Annotated in this window: 14 protein-coding genes; 6 read left to right on the top strand and 8 right to left on the bottom strand. The window is 35.6% G+C overall.

The window, feature by feature from the left end; translation table 11 throughout:
• The first annotated feature begins 87 nt into the window (after positions 1-87).
• Entirely contained in the window at positions 88-465 is a 378-nt protein-coding gene (locus NX902_RS07820; RefSeq protein WP_163186711.1) for an SLAP domain-containing protein, read from the top strand.
• Positions 466-529: 64 nt separating this feature from the next.
• On the opposite strand, the gene NX902_RS07815 is transcribed toward NX902_RS07820, so the two are convergent.
• Positions 530-664, bottom strand: a complete 135-nt coding sequence (locus NX902_RS07815; RefSeq protein WP_268926841.1) for a hypothetical protein — start codon at positions 662-664, stop codon at positions 530-532.
• Between the two features lie 499 nt (positions 665-1,163).
• Here NX902_RS07815 and NX902_RS07810 point away from each other — a divergent pair, with 499 nt between their 5' ends.
• The 4 genes from NX902_RS07810 to NX902_RS07795 all read left to right on the top strand — a co-directional run bounded on the left by NX902_RS07810 (position 1,164) and on the right by NX902_RS07795 (position 6,540).
• Positions 1,164-2,744: an acyl CoA:acetate/3-ketoacid CoA transferase gene (locus NX902_RS07810; RefSeq protein ID WP_172860197.1), complete on the top strand. Its 1,581-nt coding sequence runs from the start codon at positions 1,164-1,166 to the stop codon at positions 2,742-2,744.
• 11 nt (positions 2,745-2,755) lie between these two features.
• The gene (locus NX902_RS07805; protein WP_163186714.1) at positions 2,756-4,003 is read left to right on the top strand and encodes an L-lactate MFS transporter; all 1,248 of its coding nucleotides are present in this window, start codon (positions 2,756-2,758) and stop codon (positions 4,001-4,003) included.
• Between the two features lie 27 nt (positions 4,004-4,030).
• Positions 4,031-4,990, top strand: coding sequence for a DUF561 domain-containing protein (locus tag NX902_RS07800; RefSeq protein ID WP_163186716.1), 960 nt, complete (start codon positions 4,031-4,033; stop codon positions 4,988-4,990).
• A 200-nt stretch (positions 4,991-5,190) separates the two neighbouring features.
• On the top strand, positions 5,191-6,540 hold the full coding sequence (locus tag NX902_RS07795) for a sigma-54 interaction domain-containing protein (RefSeq protein WP_163186718.1): 1,350 nt from the start codon (positions 5,191-5,193) through the stop codon (positions 6,538-6,540).
• Positions 6,541-6,709: 169 nt separating this feature from the next.
• Here the strand turns inward: NX902_RS07795 and NX902_RS07790 are convergent, their stop codons facing one another.
• The 6 genes from NX902_RS07790 to NX902_RS07765 all read right to left on the bottom strand — a co-directional run bounded on the left by NX902_RS07790 (position 6,710) and on the right by NX902_RS07765 (position 14,275).
• Positions 6,710-7,510 carry a formate/nitrite transporter family protein gene (locus NX902_RS07790; RefSeq protein ID WP_095332251.1) on the bottom strand — a complete coding sequence of 267 codons (801 nt, stop codon included), beginning with the start codon at positions 7,508-7,510 and terminating at the stop codon, positions 6,710-6,712.
• A 25-nt stretch (positions 7,511-7,535) separates the two neighbouring features.
• Positions 7,536-8,258, bottom strand: coding sequence for a sirohydrochlorin chelatase (locus NX902_RS07785; RefSeq protein WP_163186720.1), 723 nt, complete (start codon positions 8,256-8,258; stop codon positions 7,536-7,538).
• Complete coding sequence (gene cobA, locus NX902_RS07780) at positions 8,258-9,694, bottom strand: uroporphyrinogen-III C-methyltransferase (protein WP_163186722.1); 1,437 nt, start codon at positions 9,692-9,694, stop codon at positions 8,258-8,260. Before cobA ends, NX902_RS07785 begins: the two co-directional genes overlap by 1 nt.
• Before the next feature lie 3 nt (positions 9,695-9,697).
• Positions 9,698-10,015 carry a nitrite reductase small subunit NirD gene (gene nirD, locus NX902_RS07775; RefSeq protein WP_095332329.1) on the bottom strand — a complete coding sequence of 106 codons (318 nt, stop codon included), beginning with the start codon at positions 10,013-10,015 and terminating at the stop codon, positions 9,698-9,700.
• A 32-nt stretch (positions 10,016-10,047) separates the two neighbouring features.
• On the bottom strand, positions 10,048-12,453 hold the full coding sequence (gene nirB, locus NX902_RS07770; protein ID WP_095332245.1) for a nitrite reductase large subunit NirB: 2,406 nt from the start codon (positions 12,451-12,453) through the stop codon (positions 10,048-10,050).
• Between the two features lie 382 nt (positions 12,454-12,835).
• Entirely contained in the window at positions 12,836-14,275 is a 1,440-nt protein-coding gene (locus NX902_RS07765; protein ID WP_095332243.1) for a glycoside hydrolase family 1 protein, read from the bottom strand.
• Positions 14,276-15,072: 797 nt separating this feature from the next.
• Here NX902_RS07765 and NX902_RS07760 point away from each other — a divergent pair.
• Positions 15,073-17,127, top strand: a complete 2,055-nt coding sequence (locus tag NX902_RS07760) for a methyl-accepting chemotaxis protein (RefSeq protein WP_163186726.1) — start codon at positions 15,073-15,075, stop codon at positions 17,125-17,127.
• Between the two features lie 214 nt (positions 17,128-17,341).
• On the opposite strand, the gene NX902_RS07755 is transcribed toward NX902_RS07760, so the two are convergent.
• Entirely contained in the window at positions 17,342-19,396 is a 2,055-nt protein-coding gene (locus NX902_RS07755; protein WP_163186728.1) for an ABC transporter permease subunit, read from the bottom strand.
• Positions 19,397-19,447 lie beyond the last annotated feature (51 nt).

Below are 19,447 nucleotides of genomic sequence, written 5' to 3'. Positions count from 1 at the left end.
AGAAAAAATAAATAGTGTGTAAGTCAGCATTAATAGATTCTTTTATTCACTTATGTTACACTCACTTCAAAAGGTGGTTTTGTTGATATGCAGCAATTACAGTTTGAAGCTTCCTGGGATAAACAATTAGCACCTCAGGATCGAATAAATATAGAAAAAATCTTCCGAGAAACTAAGGATTTAACAAGTTTAAACATCCTTTTCTCTCCGATCCGTGAAGCAATTAATCATAAAGAGGCATTGCTTGTGTCTGTATTGGTTCATAATTTCACAGATAGTCCACTGTCATTCCATGATACTAAATTGGCTTATTCTATTAACGGAGATATCATTGCTGAAAGAACTTTCACCCTTCCGGATTTTGTTATCCCAGCCCATACAAGTATGCCTTGGACATTTATTTTCCCTAAAGGTTCTTATCAAATGACAACTTCTTTTAAGAATGGAACAATAAAGTTCTGCTAGGTGCTAAACTATAATCATTCATACGAAATGGAGGTTAACACTAAATCGTTAGCCTCCATTTTTGTTATCCATGGGTGGCTTCTCCTACTAATGCATATTTTGCCTTACTTGCTGCTTTAATTAAATCTCGTAAATCTTCTATATTCTTAAATGGTTTATTATATTGTTGAATAGGTTGAAGCACTTCACTTGTAACCATTTTTTGCACATCCTTTAAAATGTGATTTTATCTATTTATTGTTTTATTTTGTTCATAAAGGAGCACGATATACGTACCTTTAAGTGTAGCATTATTGCTCATTTTCATTTTTATCTTTTTTTATAATTTTTTTATTTATATAAAACTCTCTAATTTCATAAACCTCATGCTGGAAAACAACCTAGGAAACTCCCATTACTTTTATTTCCTAATCCTTTAGTTCTCCTATTGTTGCTTATAGACAACACTTCTCTTGACGATGAAATCAGTACACCTTGCCACTTCTCCCTCCCTCTACTTTGTTATCATTCCCTTTTTCTATCCAGCTAGCTCCATAATCATGGAAAATAAACGGCAAAAATGCTACACTTTTTTCTTCTCTTTTTCGCTTTCCTTCCCTTTATTGACTCATTTCATCCCACGTTATATTATCTTAGTGAAAATATTCACAAATAAATTCAGCTGATTATGTGAATTAAATCACAAGGGAGTGTTTAACATGTCTAAAGTAATTTCATCTAAACATGCAGCTCTATTGATAAAGGATAATGATACAATCGCAGCCAGCGGGTTTGGATTATCATGCTGGGCAGAAGAAATGGGAATTGCAATAGAAGATGCCTTTCTCCAAAATGGTCATCCAAGAGATTTAACGGTAATTCATGCTAGTGCTGTAGGAAACCGTAAAGATAAAGGGATGAGTCATCTAGCCTATCAGGGACTAATAAAGAGATGGATTGGCGGAATTGCCTCTGCTTCTCCAGGACTTGCCAAATTAATTGAGGAAGACAAATGTGAAGCATATAATTTGCCTCAAGGTGTCATTACACAATTATATCGTGAAATTGCCGCTAAACGCCCTGGGGTTATTACCAAAGTTGGCTTAGGAACATTTGTTGATCCACGTTTAGAAGGTGGGAAAATGTCTCTTTCAACAAAAGAAGAAATCGTAAAAGTAATTGATTTAGAAGGAGAAGAATGGCTATACTACAAAGCATTTCCCATACAAGTTGGCTTAATTAGAGGAACAGTAGCTGATGAAAATGGCAATCTTACCTTAGAAAAAGAAGGACTTCATATGGAGGTATTACCGATAGCACAAGCTGTCCGCAACTCTGGGGGGATTGTTATTGCTCAAGTAGAATCCATCGCCAAAAATGGTACATTAAATCCAAAAGATATTAAAGTTCCTGGTATTTTAGTAGATTATATCGTTGTATCCAAACCAGAAAATCACTTTCAAACCGAAAATACTTACTATAACCCAGCATTTTCTGGCCACATTAAAGTTCCAGTTAAAAATATCGAGTCCATTCCATTAGATGAGAGAAAGATCATCGCGAGACGTTCTGCCAAAGAATTAACTCCAAACTCTATCTTAAACCTTGGAGTTGGCATTCCTGTCTGCGTTTCTACTATTGCAGCCGAAGAAGGTGTAAGTGAACTACTGACATTAACAACGGAAGCGGGCTCAATTGGAGGCATTCCAGCTGGTCTTAAAGACTTTGGCCATGCCTACAATTCTGAAGCAATTCTTGACCATGATGCTCAATTTGATTTCTATGATGGAGGAGGTATTGACCTTTCTGTACTTGGATTAGCTCAAACAGATGAATTTGGTAATGTCAACGTAAGTAAATTTGGTACTAGAGTAGCAGGCTGTGGAGGTTTTATCAATATTTCACAATCAGCAAAAAAACTTGTCTTTGCTGGAACATTTACTGCAGCTGGATTAAAAATTGCAATTAATGATGGAAAACTAAAAATTCTTCAAGAAGGCAAGGTGAAAAAATTCATAAAGAAAGTACAACAAGTAACTTTTAGCGGTTGGTATGCTGCACAGACTAATCAACCTGTCTTATATGTGACAGAACGAGCTGTTTTCGAGTTAATAGATGGAAAAGTGACGTTAACTGAAATTGCTCCAGGAGTGGATTTAGAAAGAAATATCCTCCATCAAATGGAATTTACCCCTGTCATTTCTCCAGATTTAAAAGAAATGGATAAGAATATGTTCTTAGAACATTGGGGGGAATTACATTCCATTTTAAATCAAAAACAGCTAGTTAGGACTATATAGGAGGATTAGCTATGCATACTAATATCAACAGGTGGAGTGTTTTAACTGCATCCACTTTAATCAATATATGTGTTGGTGCCGTCTATGCTTTCAGTGTATTCGCATTACCATTAACAGAAAAATTCCATGCTAGTATGTCTACTATTATGATTGCTTTCACCATCAATGCAGCTATTTCTCCTATTCCTATGATCATTGGTGGAAAACTTGTAGACAAAGGCGGGGCTAAAAAAGCTATTATTATCGGAGGCTTAATGTTTGGGTTTGGATTTGTTTTTTCCGGACTTGCAACAACTCCATGGGTACTATATATTACTTACGGTTTATTGGCTGGTATTGGTCAAGGAATTGTTTACTCGGCAACGATTGGAAACACAGTCAAACTATTTCCAGACAAAAGAGGTTTAGGAACAGGGATTGTAACAGCTGGTTATGGAGGAGGAACAATTATTATCGCACCTATAGCTAATGCCCTCATTACAACCTACGATGTTCAATTTGCATTAATAACCATTGGAATCTCTTTCTTAATAATAATCATGGCCTGCAGCTTCTTCTTTCAAGTTTGTCCTAATAATTATTTTCCTGATGGATGGACGATTCCTGGGAATAAAAACGAAAATAAAAAAGCCAGTGTTCAAATAAATTGGAGAGAAATGATTAAAAAACCTATTTTTTATATTATTGCTAGTATGTTCATGATTGGAGCATTATCAGGAATGATGGTAACCTCCAATGCATCAGTTATTGCTCAAAGTATGTTTGGGCTATCTGCTGCTAGTGCAGCCCTTTTCGTGAGCTTATACTCACTTAGCAACTGTTTTGGACGTATTTTTTGGGGAGCAATCTCTGATAAGTTAGGACGTACTATCTGTTTAATGTTAATTTATATTGTCATCGCCTCCATGCTTTTAACCATTGCATTATCAACATCAGTAATTGGTTTTGCTGTTGCTATTATCGGAATCGGATTATGCTTTGGCGGCACAATGGGGATTTTCCCTTCCATTGTCGGCGAAAAATTTGGAATGAAATTTTATGGTGTTAATTATGGGGTTACCTTTATTGGCTATTCTGCAGCAGCCTTCTTTGGGCCAAGAATCGCCAATACTGTTGCAGAATTAAATAATGGAGATTTTACAAACGCATTTTATATTGCATTAATCATTTCATTAGTTGGATTGATATTAACATTTATATATAAATCAATGGAGAATAAACAGCCTAAAACAATTACAAGTTCTACTAAAATAGTATAAATATAATAACCTTGGGAGGAGAAAAAAATGAGTATTACAAAATTATTAGATATTAAATATCCAATTTTTCAAGGGGGAATGGCACAAATTGCTTTTGCACCATTAGCTGGAGCAGTCTCAAACGCAGGCGGATTAGGAATTATTGCTTCTGGTGGTCTATCCGCAGACGCTTTACGGGAAGAAATTCGAAAAACAAAAGAAATTACCACCAACCCATTTGCTGTAAATTTGATGTTGATGATGAATAATATTCCTGAATTAATCGATGTTATTATTGAAGAAGGAGTAAAAATTGTCACAACAGGAGCTGGGACACCAGCCCCTTACATGTCGCTTTTTAAAGAGAATGGCATAAAAGTTATCCCGGTTGTTCCTTCTGTGAAAATCGCAAAAAAAATGGAAGCATTAGGAGCAGACGCTATTGTAGCTGAAGGTACCGAAGCTGGAGGTCATGTTGGAGAGACCACCACTATGGCTTTATTACCTCAAGTAGTAAGCGCTGTTTCTATTCCCGTTATTGGAGCAGGAGGTATCGCTGACGGAAGAGGAATTGTGGCTGCTTTTGCATTGGGGGCACAAGGTATACAGATCGGTACACGTTTCTTAGCTACTTATGAATGTCCTGTTCATGAAAATGTAAAAAAAGCAGTGCTTGATGCAATAGATACGAGTACAACAGTAACAGGCAGAAGTTTAGGCGGACCTGTTAGAAGTATTAAAAACAGTATGATTGATGAATACCTAAAACTAGAACAGCAGCATGCCTCAAGAGATGAATTAGAAAAATTGTCATTAGGCTCGTTAAGAAAAGCAGTTTTTGAGGGCGATATTGATAGAGGATCTGTTATGGCTGGCCAAATTTGTGGCTTATGTAATGAACTTACTACAGTAGAAGAAATGATTACAACACTGTTCATAGAAGCAGAGGAAGTACAAAGAAAGCTAACAAACCTATCTTTCTCCGCTAAAGAAACAGTTAATAATTAAATGACCGGGAAACAGTCAAAAACGGAACACTATTTGGCTGTTTCCATTCTGCTAATTTGTTCCATTTTCAAAGAACCCTTCCTGCTCATCTATCTATTTTTTTCCTTAAAATAGACATAATTAGGACGAGCACATACTATGTAGCCCCTTATAATTAGAAGGTGTAAGTAGTTTTTATACAAAGGGGATGGAAATCATTGATGACTGAAAAAACAATGCAACCATTTATTGATTCACCCTCCAGTTTATTTGTTACGGACGGTTCAGGAAACATTTTAATTTCTAATGAATTTACTGCTCTAACCTTAGGAATGTCACTAGAAGAGCTATTGCAGCTAAATGTACAGGACTTAGTTAAAGCAGGGTATTATAAACATTCCATTACAATGGAGGCCATTCAAACAAAACAAAAAGTATGCAAAACAATTAAAACCAATAGAGGGTTTAATATTAGATCCACTGCAACACCCCTCTTATATAAAAGTGGTGAAGTGCAATTAGTTGTAACCACTTCCAATAATATCAAAATAGAAAATCAGCAAACCTTCATTGAAGTTGATTCCGTTAATAAAATGGAAGAACAAGAGAAAAAAAGAGAACAGCAAAAATTAGTAGTAGAAAGTTTAGCTATGAAGCAAATAATGAAAGTATGTAGAAAGATTTCTCATTACAATAGTAAAATACTTATCTATGGCGAATCTGGTACTGGAAAAGAAGTCATAGCAAAATATATTCATCAACATAGCGACCGAGCTGACGGGCCATTTATTACAATTAATTGTGCAGCTATTCCGCATTCTTTATTTGAATATGAGCTATTTGGATATGAAAAAGGTGTGCTAGCTGGTGTATTTGACGAAAAAAAAGGGATGATAGAGGAAGCAAATAATGGCTATTTATTTTTAGATGAAATTTCCGAAATACCTTTAGAAATGCAAGCAAAACTGTTAAGAGTACTAGAGGAAAACGAACTGCGCCGCATTGGTGGAACAAAGCAAATCCCTATCAACTGTAGGGTAATTACTGCTACTAATTGTGATTTATGGGGCCTTGTGCAACAGAATAAATTTAGAGAGGACTTGTACTATCGAATTAATGTCATTCCTATTTATATTCCCCCACTTCGGCATCGAAAGCCAGATTTAGTTGGATTACTCTCTTACTTTTTGCAGAATATTAATGATAATTATGGTACTAATTATCGCTTTAAAGCAGAGGAATTTGAATACATGCTTCATCAAGAGTGGCCAGGAAATGCAAGAGAACTAAGAAACTATATTGAACGATTGGTTTTAACAGAACAAACTGTGATGAGAGAAAAGGAAGAACAAGTAACGGATTGGTTTACTCTTGATTACTTTATTAAAAGCAATATGAGAAAACTATCTCAACTAAAAGATTACACTGCTATTACAGAAGGACGATATATTCAACAAATGATAGAAATATGCAATAATAATAGCACAGAAGCAGCAAAAAAGTTAGGGATTGACCGGTCCGTAATTTATCGTAAACTAAAGAAGATGGAAAAAGTATTAAAAGATTTATAATCAAACGAGGCTCCATCAGTGCCGTTAAGAATATGGTAAAATCCCTTTATATTCAGTTGCCTCTAATTGTATGCGACAACTATTCCCTCCTATAAGTAAAATAAGCAATAAAAAAGCTATCTTCTTATCAGATAGCTTTTTGTGATATTTTTCACATAAACAAGTAAATTTAAGCCTCTTTTTTAAAAGATTTAACCACTGCTTGTGTCTTCTCCGAAATATGATACCAATAGGCAGCTCCTACAAAAACAGCTCCACCGATAATATTTCCAATTGTAACTGGCAGTAAATTAGCAATTAGTCCGCCGATCGATACAGTTTCAGGGTGAGGAATGATAAGTGCAATAGACAATAAGGTCATATTGGCGACACTATGTTCAAACCCTGATGTAATAAAGGCAAACAGACACCAAAAGATCATAATTAATTTCGCTGTTTCATCCTTTAATTTTACGGAACACCAAACAGCTAAACAAACGAGAATATTACAGAGAATCCCTCGAATCAATAATTCCATAAAAGGAGCATTCATTTTCGCTGCCGCTCCGTTTGTTATAAAATCCGCTACCCCTCCAACTGCCAAACCAGAATAGCTAAATAATAATGCTACGAGAATAGAACCGATAAAGTTACCGATATAACTGTATCCCCATACTTTCCCAGTATCCTTCCATGTGACTTTCTTCTCCAGCATGCCTATTGTCATTACCATATTATTACCGGTAAATAAGTCAGCCCCTGCCATAATAACTAAACTCAATGCAATCCCAAAGGAGACTCCCATGACAATTTTGGTACCTGCAAATCCGGTCGCACCAAGTAAGCCGCCAATAGTAAAAATAAGAATAATTCCTAATCCAACAAAAAAACCCGCAAGCATCGAACCAACTAAATACTTCTTTTTACTTGCAGTTAAAGCATTGCTTTTCATTAATGCCGTATTACTAAATGCAGTAATAACCTCTTTCATAACGACACTCCTCTACCTTTTTATTTTATATTGTAAGGCTCATGAATTGCTCTTCCATTCTTTCTAGCAAAACTTCCTTCATCAACTGGTCGTATTTTAACGGCTGACAAAGAATCACTTCTTTGTCGCTGCTTTCTATCGTGCTTTCGATTCTTTTTAATAACCTTCCTGTAAAAAGTAAATACGGGACAATATAAATCTTGTTATATGCTAATTGAAGCTTTTGTAGTTCCTCCTCAAACTCTGGCTTCCCTGCTGTTAAAAATGCAGGGTATACAGAGCAAGCTAATTTTTGTTGTATATGCTCACTTATTTCCTTCAGCTTTCCAATTGGTTCGGGATCACTGCTGCCTCTCCCGACTATTAGAATTCCCCCATCATGATCCCATCCTTGTTCATTGATTCTTTTCATAACTAAGTTCAGCATTTTTGGATGGACATCAAATGGTTTAGAAACAGAAAATCGTACATCTGGAAACCTTTCTTTCACTGCCAGTAATTCTTCTGGTATATCTCTTTTAAAATGAGCTGCTGCAAACAATAGAACAGGTACGACGAGAATATCCCTTGCTCCAGCCCAAATTACTTTTTCCATCGTTTCCTCAATAGAAGGTGACGTTAGTTCTAAAAAAGCAATTTCTTGAACAGGGATATTTATTTCTTTTTTTACTGCTTCAATAAATGCGATGAATTGTTTATTACCTTCGATTATGCGGCTGCCATGGCCAATATACACAACTGCATCCATCAGCTCTCACACTTCCATTCCTGATTATCTAATACTTGCTGTACCTGTTCATCTATATGATTAAATCCCTGCTTAACAACATACTCCTGCACCGATTGGCCGATTGCCGCAAATGACAGTTCCATTGGATTCTGTGTGCTAAATTTACGCCATTCTTGTAAAAATAAATCAACAGACCGTTTATTTGGAAAAATAACCGTTTCCCATTGGTCTTCTGTCAACAAGCGTTCATTTACTTCTTGAAAACGTTCATCTATTTCAATCATATGGCTAGGAAGTGCTAGTAAATTATCGGAGAAGGCTTGTTTCTCGATTGCTTGTTCATTTCCTATTAAAATAGCACTTCTTTTGTCATACGATGCCTTTAGACTGTGTATGCCCCTTTTTTCTAATTCCTTGCGTGTTTTATCAGACAGATGTTCTATTTGTCGAGGAAGATCCCGCACATCATAATTTGCTTTAAATAGCTGAGTAAACACAAGCTCTACTCCTTCTACAGAAGCAAAAATCAGTCTTTCTGCATTTACTATCAATTGTAGCTCCTCCGCTGTATAGGAGTGCGCGTTAGATTTGATAGTGGGGAAGGCATAAGCCTCTGCACCATGTTTAGAAAAATATCTTTCTAGTACACTTTCTTCTGATGAGCTTTTTGCAATCAATAGCTTCTTTTGATAAAAGGATTTTTTCTCGAACCATGCAATAGACGATCTTAACTGGACAACATCACCAATTATTGTTAATGCTGGGTTTCCAAGCTTTGCTTCCTTTACCCTTTCTACTATTGTTTCTAAGGTCCCTTCGACTACTCGTTGTTTTCCTAGAGTGGCCCACTCAATAACAGCTACTTTCGTGTCACTAGACTTACCTTGAGCTATTAAGCTTTCACAAATTCCCGGTAAGCCTTTCACCCCCATATAATAAGCAAGTGTATCTCCTATCGCTTCTTGCTTAGGCTTATGATGAATGACCGCTTCATTTTTCTTACAAGCATGCCCTGTTCGTATCGTAAAGCTAGTACTATAATCTCGATGTGTTACCGGAATGCCGGCATAAGCACTTGCTGCAATGCTTGACGTCACTCCGGGTACTATTTCAAAAGGAATATCATATGCTGCTATTGCTTCTGCTTCTTCCCCGACTCTTCCAAAAACAGAAGGATCTCCTCCTTTTAACCGCACAACATACTTTCCTTTTAAAGCTTCTGCTACTAAAGTTTCGTTAATCTTTTCTTGTCTCATAATATGATTATTGGGCAGCTTTCCACAATAGATAAACACACAATCTCTGCTTGTAAAACGCAATAAGCGTGGATTGGCAAGTCGATCATACAAGACAACATCTGCTTTTTTTAAACATTCTCTCCCCTTAGTTGTAATTAAACCAATATCCCCAGGCCCTGCTCCCACAAATGCTACATACCCCTTGTTCGTATCCATCTCTTACACCATTATATAAATATAGTCATCTTTTATTTGTGTTTCATAAACCTCTACACAGCCATTATCCGGTTTTTGAACTTCGCCTGTGACTAAAGAAATTTTCCAATCATGCAATGGACAGAAAACAAATTCGCCTGATACAATTCCTTCTGCCAATGGACCATTTTGATGGGGACAGTTATTCGCAATAGCTCTAACCTCTCCATTAGAAAGATGAAATAAAGCAATTGATTTTCCTTTTAAATGAACCTCTTTACCAATTTGTTTAGGTAAATCAGCTAGTTTCATAATCTTATTCCATTCTAAAGTTGCCGTCATCATGTATTCCCTCCATTTTTGTTCTATAGCTATTAGCCTTTTATCACTTCATACATTTCTCTCTTCATTTGGTCGTTTAAAACAGTAGACCAAGCTTCTTCGTATGTTGTTTTTGCACGCTCAAATCTGCTTACAAACTGTTTCATATTTCTAGCATTTAGTAGTGTTTCTTTCACTGTTTCAATCCCCATACGTTCCACCCATGGAGCCGTTCTTTCTCCATAGTTCGCATTTTCACGATAATATTGAACAAATGCCTTGGCCATTGTAATTACTTCTTCTTCTGTTTGAACTGTTGTTAAGCTATCGCATTCACGTACTTCTGTTCCGCCATTTCCACCAATATACAACTGATAGCCATTTTCTACGCAAATAACACCAAAGTCTTTTGTCAATACTTCTGCACAGTTTCTTGGACAGCCTGTTACTCCCATTTTCATTTTATGCGGAGTGTCGACCATTTCTAGTTCTTGTTCTAACTTAATGCCAAGTCCCAATGAATCTTGGGTGCCGAAGCGGCAAAATCTTGACCCAACACATGATTTTACGTTACGAAGAGATTTAGAATAAGCATAACCAGAACGCATTCCTAGCTCTTCCCAAACATGTGGGACATCTTCTTTCTTCACACCATATAATCCAATCCGGCTTGCCCCGGTAATTTTCACTAATGGCACATTGTATTTTTTCGCTACCTCTCCGATTTTCACTAAATCCTCTGCAGTAGTTGTTCCGCCATACATACGAGGAATGATGGAGAATGTCCCATCTTTTTGAATATTCCCTTCCATTTTCTCATTAACAAATCTTGATGCCTTATCGTCCTCGTACTCTTCTGGGAACAGCATACGCATATAATAGTTTAACGCTGGGCGGCATTTTGAACAGCCTTCTTCACTTGCAAAACCAAGCACCATTCTAACTTCTTTTGGAGATTTAAGCTGCATTTCTTTTATTTGTGCTACTACTTCATCACGAGTAAGTGTTGTACAGCTGCACATCCCTGTTTTTTGAATGGATGCATCAAAGCTGTCACCAAGTGTATGCGCTAAAATCCCTTCAACTAGTGGTTTACATTTACCACAAGATGCTCCTGCCTTTGTACATCCTTTTACTTCTTCAAAAGTAGTTAATCCCTGCTCTAGGATAGAATGAACGATAGTACCTTTTGTTACCCCATTACATCCACATACAGTGTCATCTGCACTCATGCTTGCTACTAAATCTTCTTCTGCGTCCTCCCCGCTCTTGCTTAATACAGAGGAACTTGTATACTCACTAATATCTGCTTGTTTCTTCAACATATTAAATAGCCGAGTTCCATCGGAAGCATCTCCGTATAAGACAATTCCAACAATTTTGTTGTCTGTTACTAAAATCTTTTTATATACTTTTGCAAATTGGTCATGAACAATAATTGCTTCCGTATTTTCATCCTCATGGATTTTCCCTCCTGAAAATAAGTCACACCCTGCTACTTTCAATTGAGTAGAAAGAATTGATCCTTGATATCCTTTTCCTTCTTTGCCTGTTATATAATCGGCAAGAGCCATTCCTTGTTCATATAGAGGAGCAACTAATCCATAGGCAATTCCATTATGCTCTGCACATTCCCCTACTGCAAAGATGGATGGATCAGATGTAACCATATGATCATTCACAATGATCGCGCGATTTACTTCTAATCCTGCCTCACGGGCAATTGCTACATTTGGTCTAATACCAACAGCCATTACGACAAGATCACAATCAACTGTTGTTCCATCTGTAAATTTCAATCCTTGAACTCGTTTATCTCCATATATCTCTGCTGTCTGTTTTTCCATTAAGAACTTCATACCTTGTGCTTCTAAATCTTTTCTAAGAAGATTTGCTGCTGCTGCATCTAATTGCTGCTCCATTAAAGTTGGCAATAAGTGAACAACATGAACTTCCATTCCACGATCTATTAATCCTCTTGCAGCTTCTAATCCTAGTAATCCTCCGCCGATAACAACCGCTTTTTTATAAGTCTTTGCTGTTTCCAGCATTTTTTCCGTATCGTCAATGGTTCTGAATCCAATTACACCTTCTAAATCACTTCCAGGTATCGGTAAAATAAAGGCACTAGATCCTGTTGCAAGGATAAGTTCATCATATTCTATCGCTTTTCCTTTATCCGTAAGGACCGCTTTCTCTTCTCGATCAATCTTTATTGCTTTTTCGCCTGTTAAAAGATGAATATGATTCTCTTGATACCAATTCCAGTCATTAATATTAATATCATTTACAGTTGTTTTTCCTTGCAAAACATTTGAAAGCATAATCCGATTATAGTTTGGATATGGCTCATCCCCAATAATCGTTATGTCAAAAAGGTCAGCATTTCTCTTCAATATTTCTTCAATCGTCCGAACTCCTGCCATTCCATTTCCAATCATCACTAATCTCTTTTTCATTTTTCGTCCCTCCAAGACTTATCTAGTAAGGTGATTTGTTTGTGAAATAAATCACATAAAAATCCATAATAAACAATTCGTAAATAATTTTCGTATGTCCTCTTATCACTATGCTAATGAGAATAGTCATATCCCTAAATTTTCCTTCTTGAAGATAAACTCTATTGGAGTATGGATTTTTTCAACATAGTGTTCAAAAGAAATAATTAAAATACATCTTTTGCAGTTTCATTATATATTCTTTTATGGGCAAAAACGGAGGGTAAATTTGACGATTCCATGAACATCTTTTGTCATTTTTATGTCTAGCAGAAAAGTACAAAGTAAATTTAAACTAAAAAAAGAAGGACAAACCTGCAAATATATGCAGGTTCATTCCTTCCTAGCGATTCTCACCATTTGATTCAATTACTTCTTTATACCAATAAAAGCTCTTCTTCTTGATTCGACGAAGGTCATGTGTTCCCTCTTCATGCTGATTGATATAGACAAAACCATATCGTTTTTGGAAGCCATTCAGCCAGCTTAACAGATCTGTAAATGACCACACACAATATCCTAGCAGATCTACACCATCCGTAATAGCTTCTTGCATCGCATTTATATGGGATCGAATAAAATCAATACGGTAATCATCATTGATAATATCGCCTTCTTCTAGTTTATCAAAAGCACCTAAGCCGTTTTCACTAATAAGAATAGGAAGCTGGTATCTATTTGTAATCCTGCGAAGAGCGATCCGCAATCCTTGTGGATCAATATTCCAATCCCAATCCGTTCTTTCCAAGTTTGGATTTTCGACTGTTTTAAACACTCCAGGAATTCCTGAATCCTGCGAAGTTCCTTTTTTACCAGAAGTGTTCATTTCAGCACTGCCTACTCCGCCTTCTAGAGGATTTTTCTCAAAGGTCGTTGTTTGATAATAATTAAGTCCCATGAAATCAGGAGTGCCTTCTCGTAATAATTCAAAATCTCCCTCTTCAACCTCTGGAGTCAATCCATTTGCTTCTAAATAGTTCCATGCAGCTTCTGGATATCTTCCCCATGCATACATATCCATCCACCAATGACTATTTAATTCTTCCGCATTCTCTGCTGCAATAATATCTTCTGGCTTTGAAGTTAAAGCATATGCAGGAGAGTAAGCAAAGCTTGGTCCAATTTTCCCACTTGGAACATATTGGCGGAAAGCCTTAATAACACTCGCATTTGCTAAATTCGCATGATGGTTCACTTGATAGAATCGTTTTTCATCTGTTACTCCAGGTGGATGTACAGCCATGCGATAGCCTAAACCAGTGAAAATATTTTGTTCATTTAAACTTACCCAATATTTCACTCGATCTCCAAATTGCTTGAATAATTCGATACTATAATTCGTAAAATCCTCAATAATTTGGCGCGATTCCCACCCACCATATTCATCTTGCAGTGCTTGCGGAAGATCCCAATGATAAAGAGTTAGCACTGGCTCAATTTTATATTTAATTAATTCATCAATTAAATCATTATAAAAATCAATTCCCGCTTGATTTACCTCTCCTTTTCCATTCGGAAAAATTCGCGTCCAAGCAACCGAAAATCGGTATGCCTTCATTCCCATTTCAGCCATTAACTGTACATCTTCTTTATAACGATGATAATGATCTACCGCTACATCCCCATTTGTACCTTTAAATGTTTTTCCCGGTATTCTAACAAACGTATCCCAAATGGATACTCCCTTGCCATCCTCATTCCATGCACCTTCTACTTGATAAGCTGCCGATGCAGCACCCCAAAGGAAGTTACTAGGGAACGCTTTCAAAGATTGGTGAATCATTTGGCTACACTCCTTATTCGATAGACTTAACATTAATTATTTAACTATACATATTCTACTATCAAAGGTATAGTTGATTATAAAATAAGTATATACATATAATCATATTTTGACAACTTTTGTATATTAAAACAGGATAGAAAATAGACGCTTCAAGGAATTGCTTTCCAAAATAGAATACTATCAGCACCCTTAAATGGGGATATACTGGTTTGAAATGTTACCATTCTACTATCTCTTCCCTTCTTTCCATAAGTACTAATTCGCTACTATTATTGTACCAGATAATGGTAATTAAGCTATGAGATTTTCAATTTTTTCTCTTCAGTACTAAACTTTATTAAATTCTTTCTAATTATAAACCGAAATATTTCCAATTTTATTAATTAACTTTCTTTTAGACCACAGCCCTACGTATAATCACATTAAGAAAGTCCCCACCTAAGAATTGTGAAATTTTCCCTGTTACGCTTCTTTATTTTTGATACAATAGAACTAATTTTTCCAATGGTGGATTATAAAGAAAGGAGTAATGTACTATACATTTCTATAAAATAGGATTATTTTAAACATTAAAGGATTTTTTCAAAAATGGTTATAAATTATCTACAAATCTAGACAATTGCCCTGAAGTGGTTTTATACTTCCCATTTCATACCCAAATGGTCATTTCTTAATAGGAAAACTATTCCTCCGAGATTAATAGATTAATTCTAGCCATTCCATCAATCTTTTAATTGGATATTAGCAAACCAATTTAATAGCTTTATTGTCAAAGAAGAAAGGAATTTTCAACGATGAGAAACAAAGAAAAAACAACTCGCAAAAAATCAATACGTGTTAAATTAATCGGAATTATTGGTCTTACCCTATTAATTTCTATCCTAGGATCTTCTTCTCTCTACTATGGTTATTCTAACAATACTTTGAAAAATGTTTATAAAGAAGAAAACGAAGCATCTGCCGTTAGTTCAGCTAAAAGCATCCAAATCTTTTTAAGTAAACATGAAAAATCAGTAGAAGAGCTTTCTTTACATATTGCCAGTTTGTATGACGATAAAGGAGAAAATGAAACGATTCATCAATTGTTAGAGAATACAAAGTCTCATGATGAATCACTAGTTGCTGCTTATTTTATTGATGCCGGATCAGGCAGAATGGATATTGCTCCATGGGTTGATTTTGGAAATGCATTGGATACAAGGGCATTTAAAGAAACAAAAAAGGCAGATACAACCCATTGGATGGAAGTTTACAAAGATAATGTTACAGGCGATATGATGACTTCCGTAATCACACCAGTTAAAAAGAACGATCAGCTTATTGGTGTATTAGGATACGATATTTCATTAGATGCTATTGGTGATTTAAGAGAGCAGTTACAAAAAGGCAAAGAAAATAAATTATTAGTTTTGGATAATCAAGGGGTGGTAGTCACTTCCTTCTTGGACGCAAATGGAAAAAACCTTTCCATTCAACAGAGTGGAAAGGTTAAAGATGTAGAAGATATTGTAAAGGATAAAGCAGCCTTTAAAAGAGAATTTAATTGGGTAGACTCCTTATATAACAAAGATGCAGTGGATACAACCGCATCCTTTGAAGGTACTTCTTATCAAGTAAACTCTTCTACGATTGAAGAGACTGGTTGGAAAGTCGTTTCAGTGACAGCAGATAATGTGATTTCCAATAAATTAAAAGGCATAACATGGATTGGATTAGGCACTAGTTTAGGTGGTTTAATCATAGGTATCGTAATTGCTTACTTCCTTTCCAAAATGATACTTAACTATTTACGAAAATTTAATGAAGCAACAGAAAAAGCTTCGAGAGGGGACTTAACCGTATCTTTGGCTATTAACAGCAATGATGAAATCGGTGAATTTTCTAAAAATTTTAATACGATGTTAGTAAATATTCGACATATGACGAAAAAAATCCAAACTGATTTTTCTAAAGTGAAAGATACTTCCCAAAGCTTAACCGAAATTGCTTCTCAAAATAGTGCTTCCATTGCAGAAGTTACAAGCTCAATAGAAGAAATAGCTACTGCCAATAGCCAGCAATCTTCAGAAGTTGAAAAAGGCTCCATGGCCATTAAAGAGTTAAATGAAACAATTAATCGATTGGTGGCACAATCAAAAAGCATGGAATTTTCCCTGCAAGATGCCCATCAAGAAGTGGGGTCTGGAAGAACAAATGTAACAAACTTAGAAAGTTCGTATCAAAATTTAGAAAGCTCATTATCAAAGGTTGCTTTCATTGTTAATGATTTAAGTGCTAAATCCAAAAACATCTCCCAAGTTACTGAGGTTATTAAGCAAATTTCTGAACAGACTAACTTACTATCTTTAAATGCAAGTATCGAGGCTGCGCGTGCTGGTGAACACGGACGTGGTTTTGCAGTAGTAGCAAATGAAGTACGAAATTTAGCAGAACAATCGAAGGAATCTGCTGAACATATTCAAAATATTATTTACTCTGTTATCCAAGATACTGCTCAAGCAGTAACAATGATGAAGGAAACAAATACAATTAGTGAACAACAAAAAGATGCGGTAAATAATGTTACTGATTCCATTAATCAAATCACTAATTCTTTAGAAAAAATTGTGGGAAATATTCAAATATCTAATCATGCAATCCAAGAAATCGATGTTCAAAAAGATGTGGTTGGCGGCATGATTAATGAAATTTCTGCTTCCTCAGAAGAAACAACTGCTTCTACAGAAGTAATCTTATCTTCTATGGAAGAACAATCTGCTTCTACAGATGAAGTGAAACAATATGTTGATTCACTTACAGATTTGATTAAAACAACAGAATCGGAAATAGCAAGGTTCAAAACAGAATAAAAAGAAGGATGCCGAGATCAAATGGCATCCTTTCTTTTACCTTCCTAATAATTTCTTCTCTTATCCTAAAAAAGCATAACAGTAAAACAGCAATTTTCTATTCTATTTCAACTTTGCTTATATAATCAATCCGTTTGTGCAACATAATGAAATTTGCCATGTTATCCTCCTGCAATTACATTCCCTTTCATGCAAAAACCGACCATAAAAACTTTTAATTTCCCTTTCCCCCTATTTGGGCAAAACTTTCTTTTGTGACACCTAAGTTAATTTCTTTTGGATTTTCTTTCTCTTTTCTCTTACTAAGGCTTGGACGTTTAAAGATTACACCAACTTTTACTTGCTGGACCTCTTTTACTCCTTGGACAATCAACTGCATGGCAAATATAGTAATAATAAATGGCACGAGTATATATAAGAACCAGTATCTTCCTGCCCCGATCGCCTCTCTACCAATCTGGCCTATTAATCCCGACCATTCACGAGTAGATGATCTAGGGTTATCTGCCAACATCATGTCCATCGGAGATTTAGTACCACCGAGAAAAAAATCAAACATTCCTAAGTGCATAAAGATTAACATAACTTGAATGAATTGCTGTCCGAATAGAATCGTAAGCCTTGGACCTATATGAGGGAGAATATGGCGAATAAATATTTTAAATTTGCCACCTCCCATTACCCTCGCGCTTGCAATAAACTCATACTCTAATACTCGATTGATTTCTTTTCCGAGTAAGGTAGTCGTTAATGGAACAACTAACAACGTTAAAATAATTGTTTCCGATATAACTCGTTCCGTAAAGGAATTCATAAAACTACCGTCAATTCCAGGTAATAAAATTGGTTTTAACAGAATATAGGCAATTAAACTTAATGGCATAAAGTGAATAGAATCCACCATTTTGGCGAGTATTTGCTGAAAGGAGTGTTTTAAATAAAAAGAGTAAACCACTCCAAACAATAGTCCACCTATCACCCGTAAAAAGGCAATAAGTAAGCCAAAAATTAATGTATACTTAGCTCCAACCACTATTTGATCAAAGATGCTGTATCCGACTTTATCGGATCCAAAGAAAAAAGGTTCTGTTGGAGCGAATGGTGCTTTTGCTAACAATGTGGCTCCATCTTCGGCATAAAGTAATTTCTGCTGCTCTATATAATCATTAGTGGTTGCAGAATAAATAAGGCTATACCCTATTGTTACAATAAAAAATAAGCTACCTAATGCAAATTTCCAATTTTTCATATGTAATCCAATAATTTTCCCTAACCACTTTATTGGTCGAATGATCGAAAACTTTCCCCAATTAAACTGCTGTAAACTCTCTTTTATATCCATCCATCTTATTTTTAGCGATAATCGTAAATTAGTCATGCTCCATTCCTGTTTCCAGGATTCTCTTTTCACTTCTCGCATTTTTTCTTCTTCCTTTATTACTACCATATCTACTATTTGAAAAATAATAAAAAATGGTGTGAAAATTAATAACAAAGAAACAGCGACAGTGATTGGTTTAAAGCTCGCCAATAGAAAATGAGTAAGTCCATGAACATTAAATAATCGTTCGATAACAAATTGACTAGATAATAACCCCCAAATAATAATCTTCATGTGATGAAAGGAGACGGGAATAATATTACGAATAATATGCTTGCATAGGATTGGCAAATCATGTATCCCTTTGCTTCTTGCAAACGTAACGTACATTTTTAAATATTCTTCTTCCATCATGAGAAGAAGTATTTTGAACAAAGAAACAGCCGGTACAATAGATAGGGTAAGAATAGGGCCTAAATAAGCTTTTTCTGAATATGTAGCTACTTGGAAAATTTCCACACCTGTCGTTTTAAAGATAAAGAGAACAAATGCTTGAAGTAGTGTAGCGACAATGATATCTGGAACTGACTCGGCGAAATCTAGGATTCTTTTAACCGGTTGTAGAAGAAATCTTGGAAGAAAAAAAGCAAAAAGAGCTAAAATGAAAGCAATACCAAATCCTAACAAAATCGCTCCAAATAGAATCTCCATTGAATAGATGAATGCTGGCAATAGAACATGAAAAATTGGTGTTTCCACCCCATTTAAGAAGTATACCCATTTATCCAGTTGGAAAAATTCATCCTTTAAAAAAGAGACAAATATAGAGAAATAACTTTCCCCTTCTGAAAACATTTTCATTTGAAAATATTGGGGTAAAACGCTTAATGCTAGTATTGCTATTACACCAAGTAAATAATAGATAATTAGTTTCGCAAATTTTTTCATCGCTCCCTTCATTCTCCCCCTTTTCATTTACTTTAATATTTGTACTATTCT

The sequence above is a fragment of the Niallia sp. FSL W8-0954 genome (assembly GCF_038005605.1).
Classification (GTDB): domain Bacteria; phylum Bacillota; class Bacilli; order Bacillales; family Cytobacillaceae; genus Niallia; species Niallia circulans_A.
This window is presented reverse-complemented; position numbering and strand designations above follow the sequence as displayed.

What these genes read in the sequence shown, in the direction of transcription:
- NX902_RS07820 (WP_163186711.1), top strand. Translation starts at nt 88, where the DNA reads ATGCAGCAATTACAGTTTGAAGCTTCCTGGGATAAACAATTAGCACCT.
- NX902_RS07815 (WP_268926841.1), bottom strand. Translation starts at nt 664, where the DNA reads ATGGTTACAAGTGAAGTGCTTCAACCTATTCAACAATATAATAAACCA.
- NX902_RS07810 (WP_172860197.1), top strand. Translation starts at nt 1,164, where the DNA reads ATGTCTAAAGTAATTTCATCTAAACATGCAGCTCTATTGATAAAGGAT.
- NX902_RS07805 (WP_163186714.1), top strand. Translation starts at nt 2,756, where the DNA reads ATGCATACTAATATCAACAGGTGGAGTGTTTTAACTGCATCCACTTTA.
- NX902_RS07800 (WP_163186716.1), top strand. Translation starts at nt 4,031, where the DNA reads ATGAGTATTACAAAATTATTAGATATTAAATATCCAATTTTTCAAGGG.
- NX902_RS07795 (WP_163186718.1), top strand. Translation starts at nt 5,191, where the DNA reads ATGACTGAAAAAACAATGCAACCATTTATTGATTCACCCTCCAGTTTA.
- NX902_RS07790 (WP_095332251.1), bottom strand. Translation starts at nt 7,510, where the DNA reads ATGAAAGAGGTTATTACTGCATTTAGTAATACGGCATTAATGAAAAGC.
- NX902_RS07785 (WP_163186720.1), bottom strand. Translation starts at nt 8,258, where the DNA reads ATGGATGCAGTTGTGTATATTGGCCATGGCAGCCGCATAATCGAAGGT.
- cobA (WP_163186722.1), bottom strand. Translation starts at nt 9,694, where the DNA reads ATGGATACGAACAAGGGGTATGTAGCATTTGTGGGAGCAGGGCCTGGG.
- nirD (WP_095332329.1), bottom strand. Translation starts at nt 10,015, where the DNA reads ATGACGGCAACTTTAGAATGGAATAAGATTATGAAACTAGCTGATTTA.
- nirB (WP_095332245.1), bottom strand. Translation starts at nt 12,453, where the DNA reads ATGAAAAAGAGATTAGTGATGATTGGAAATGGAATGGCAGGAGTTCGG.
- NX902_RS07765 (WP_095332243.1), bottom strand. Translation starts at nt 14,275, where the DNA reads ATGATTCACCAATCTTTGAAAGCGTTCCCTAGTAACTTCCTTTGGGGT.
- NX902_RS07760 (WP_163186726.1), top strand. Translation starts at nt 15,073, where the DNA reads ATGAGAAACAAAGAAAAAACAACTCGCAAAAAATCAATACGTGTTAAA.
- NX902_RS07755 (WP_163186728.1), bottom strand. Translation starts at nt 19,396, where the DNA reads ATGAAAAAATTTGCGAAACTAATTATCTATTATTTACTTGGTGTAATA.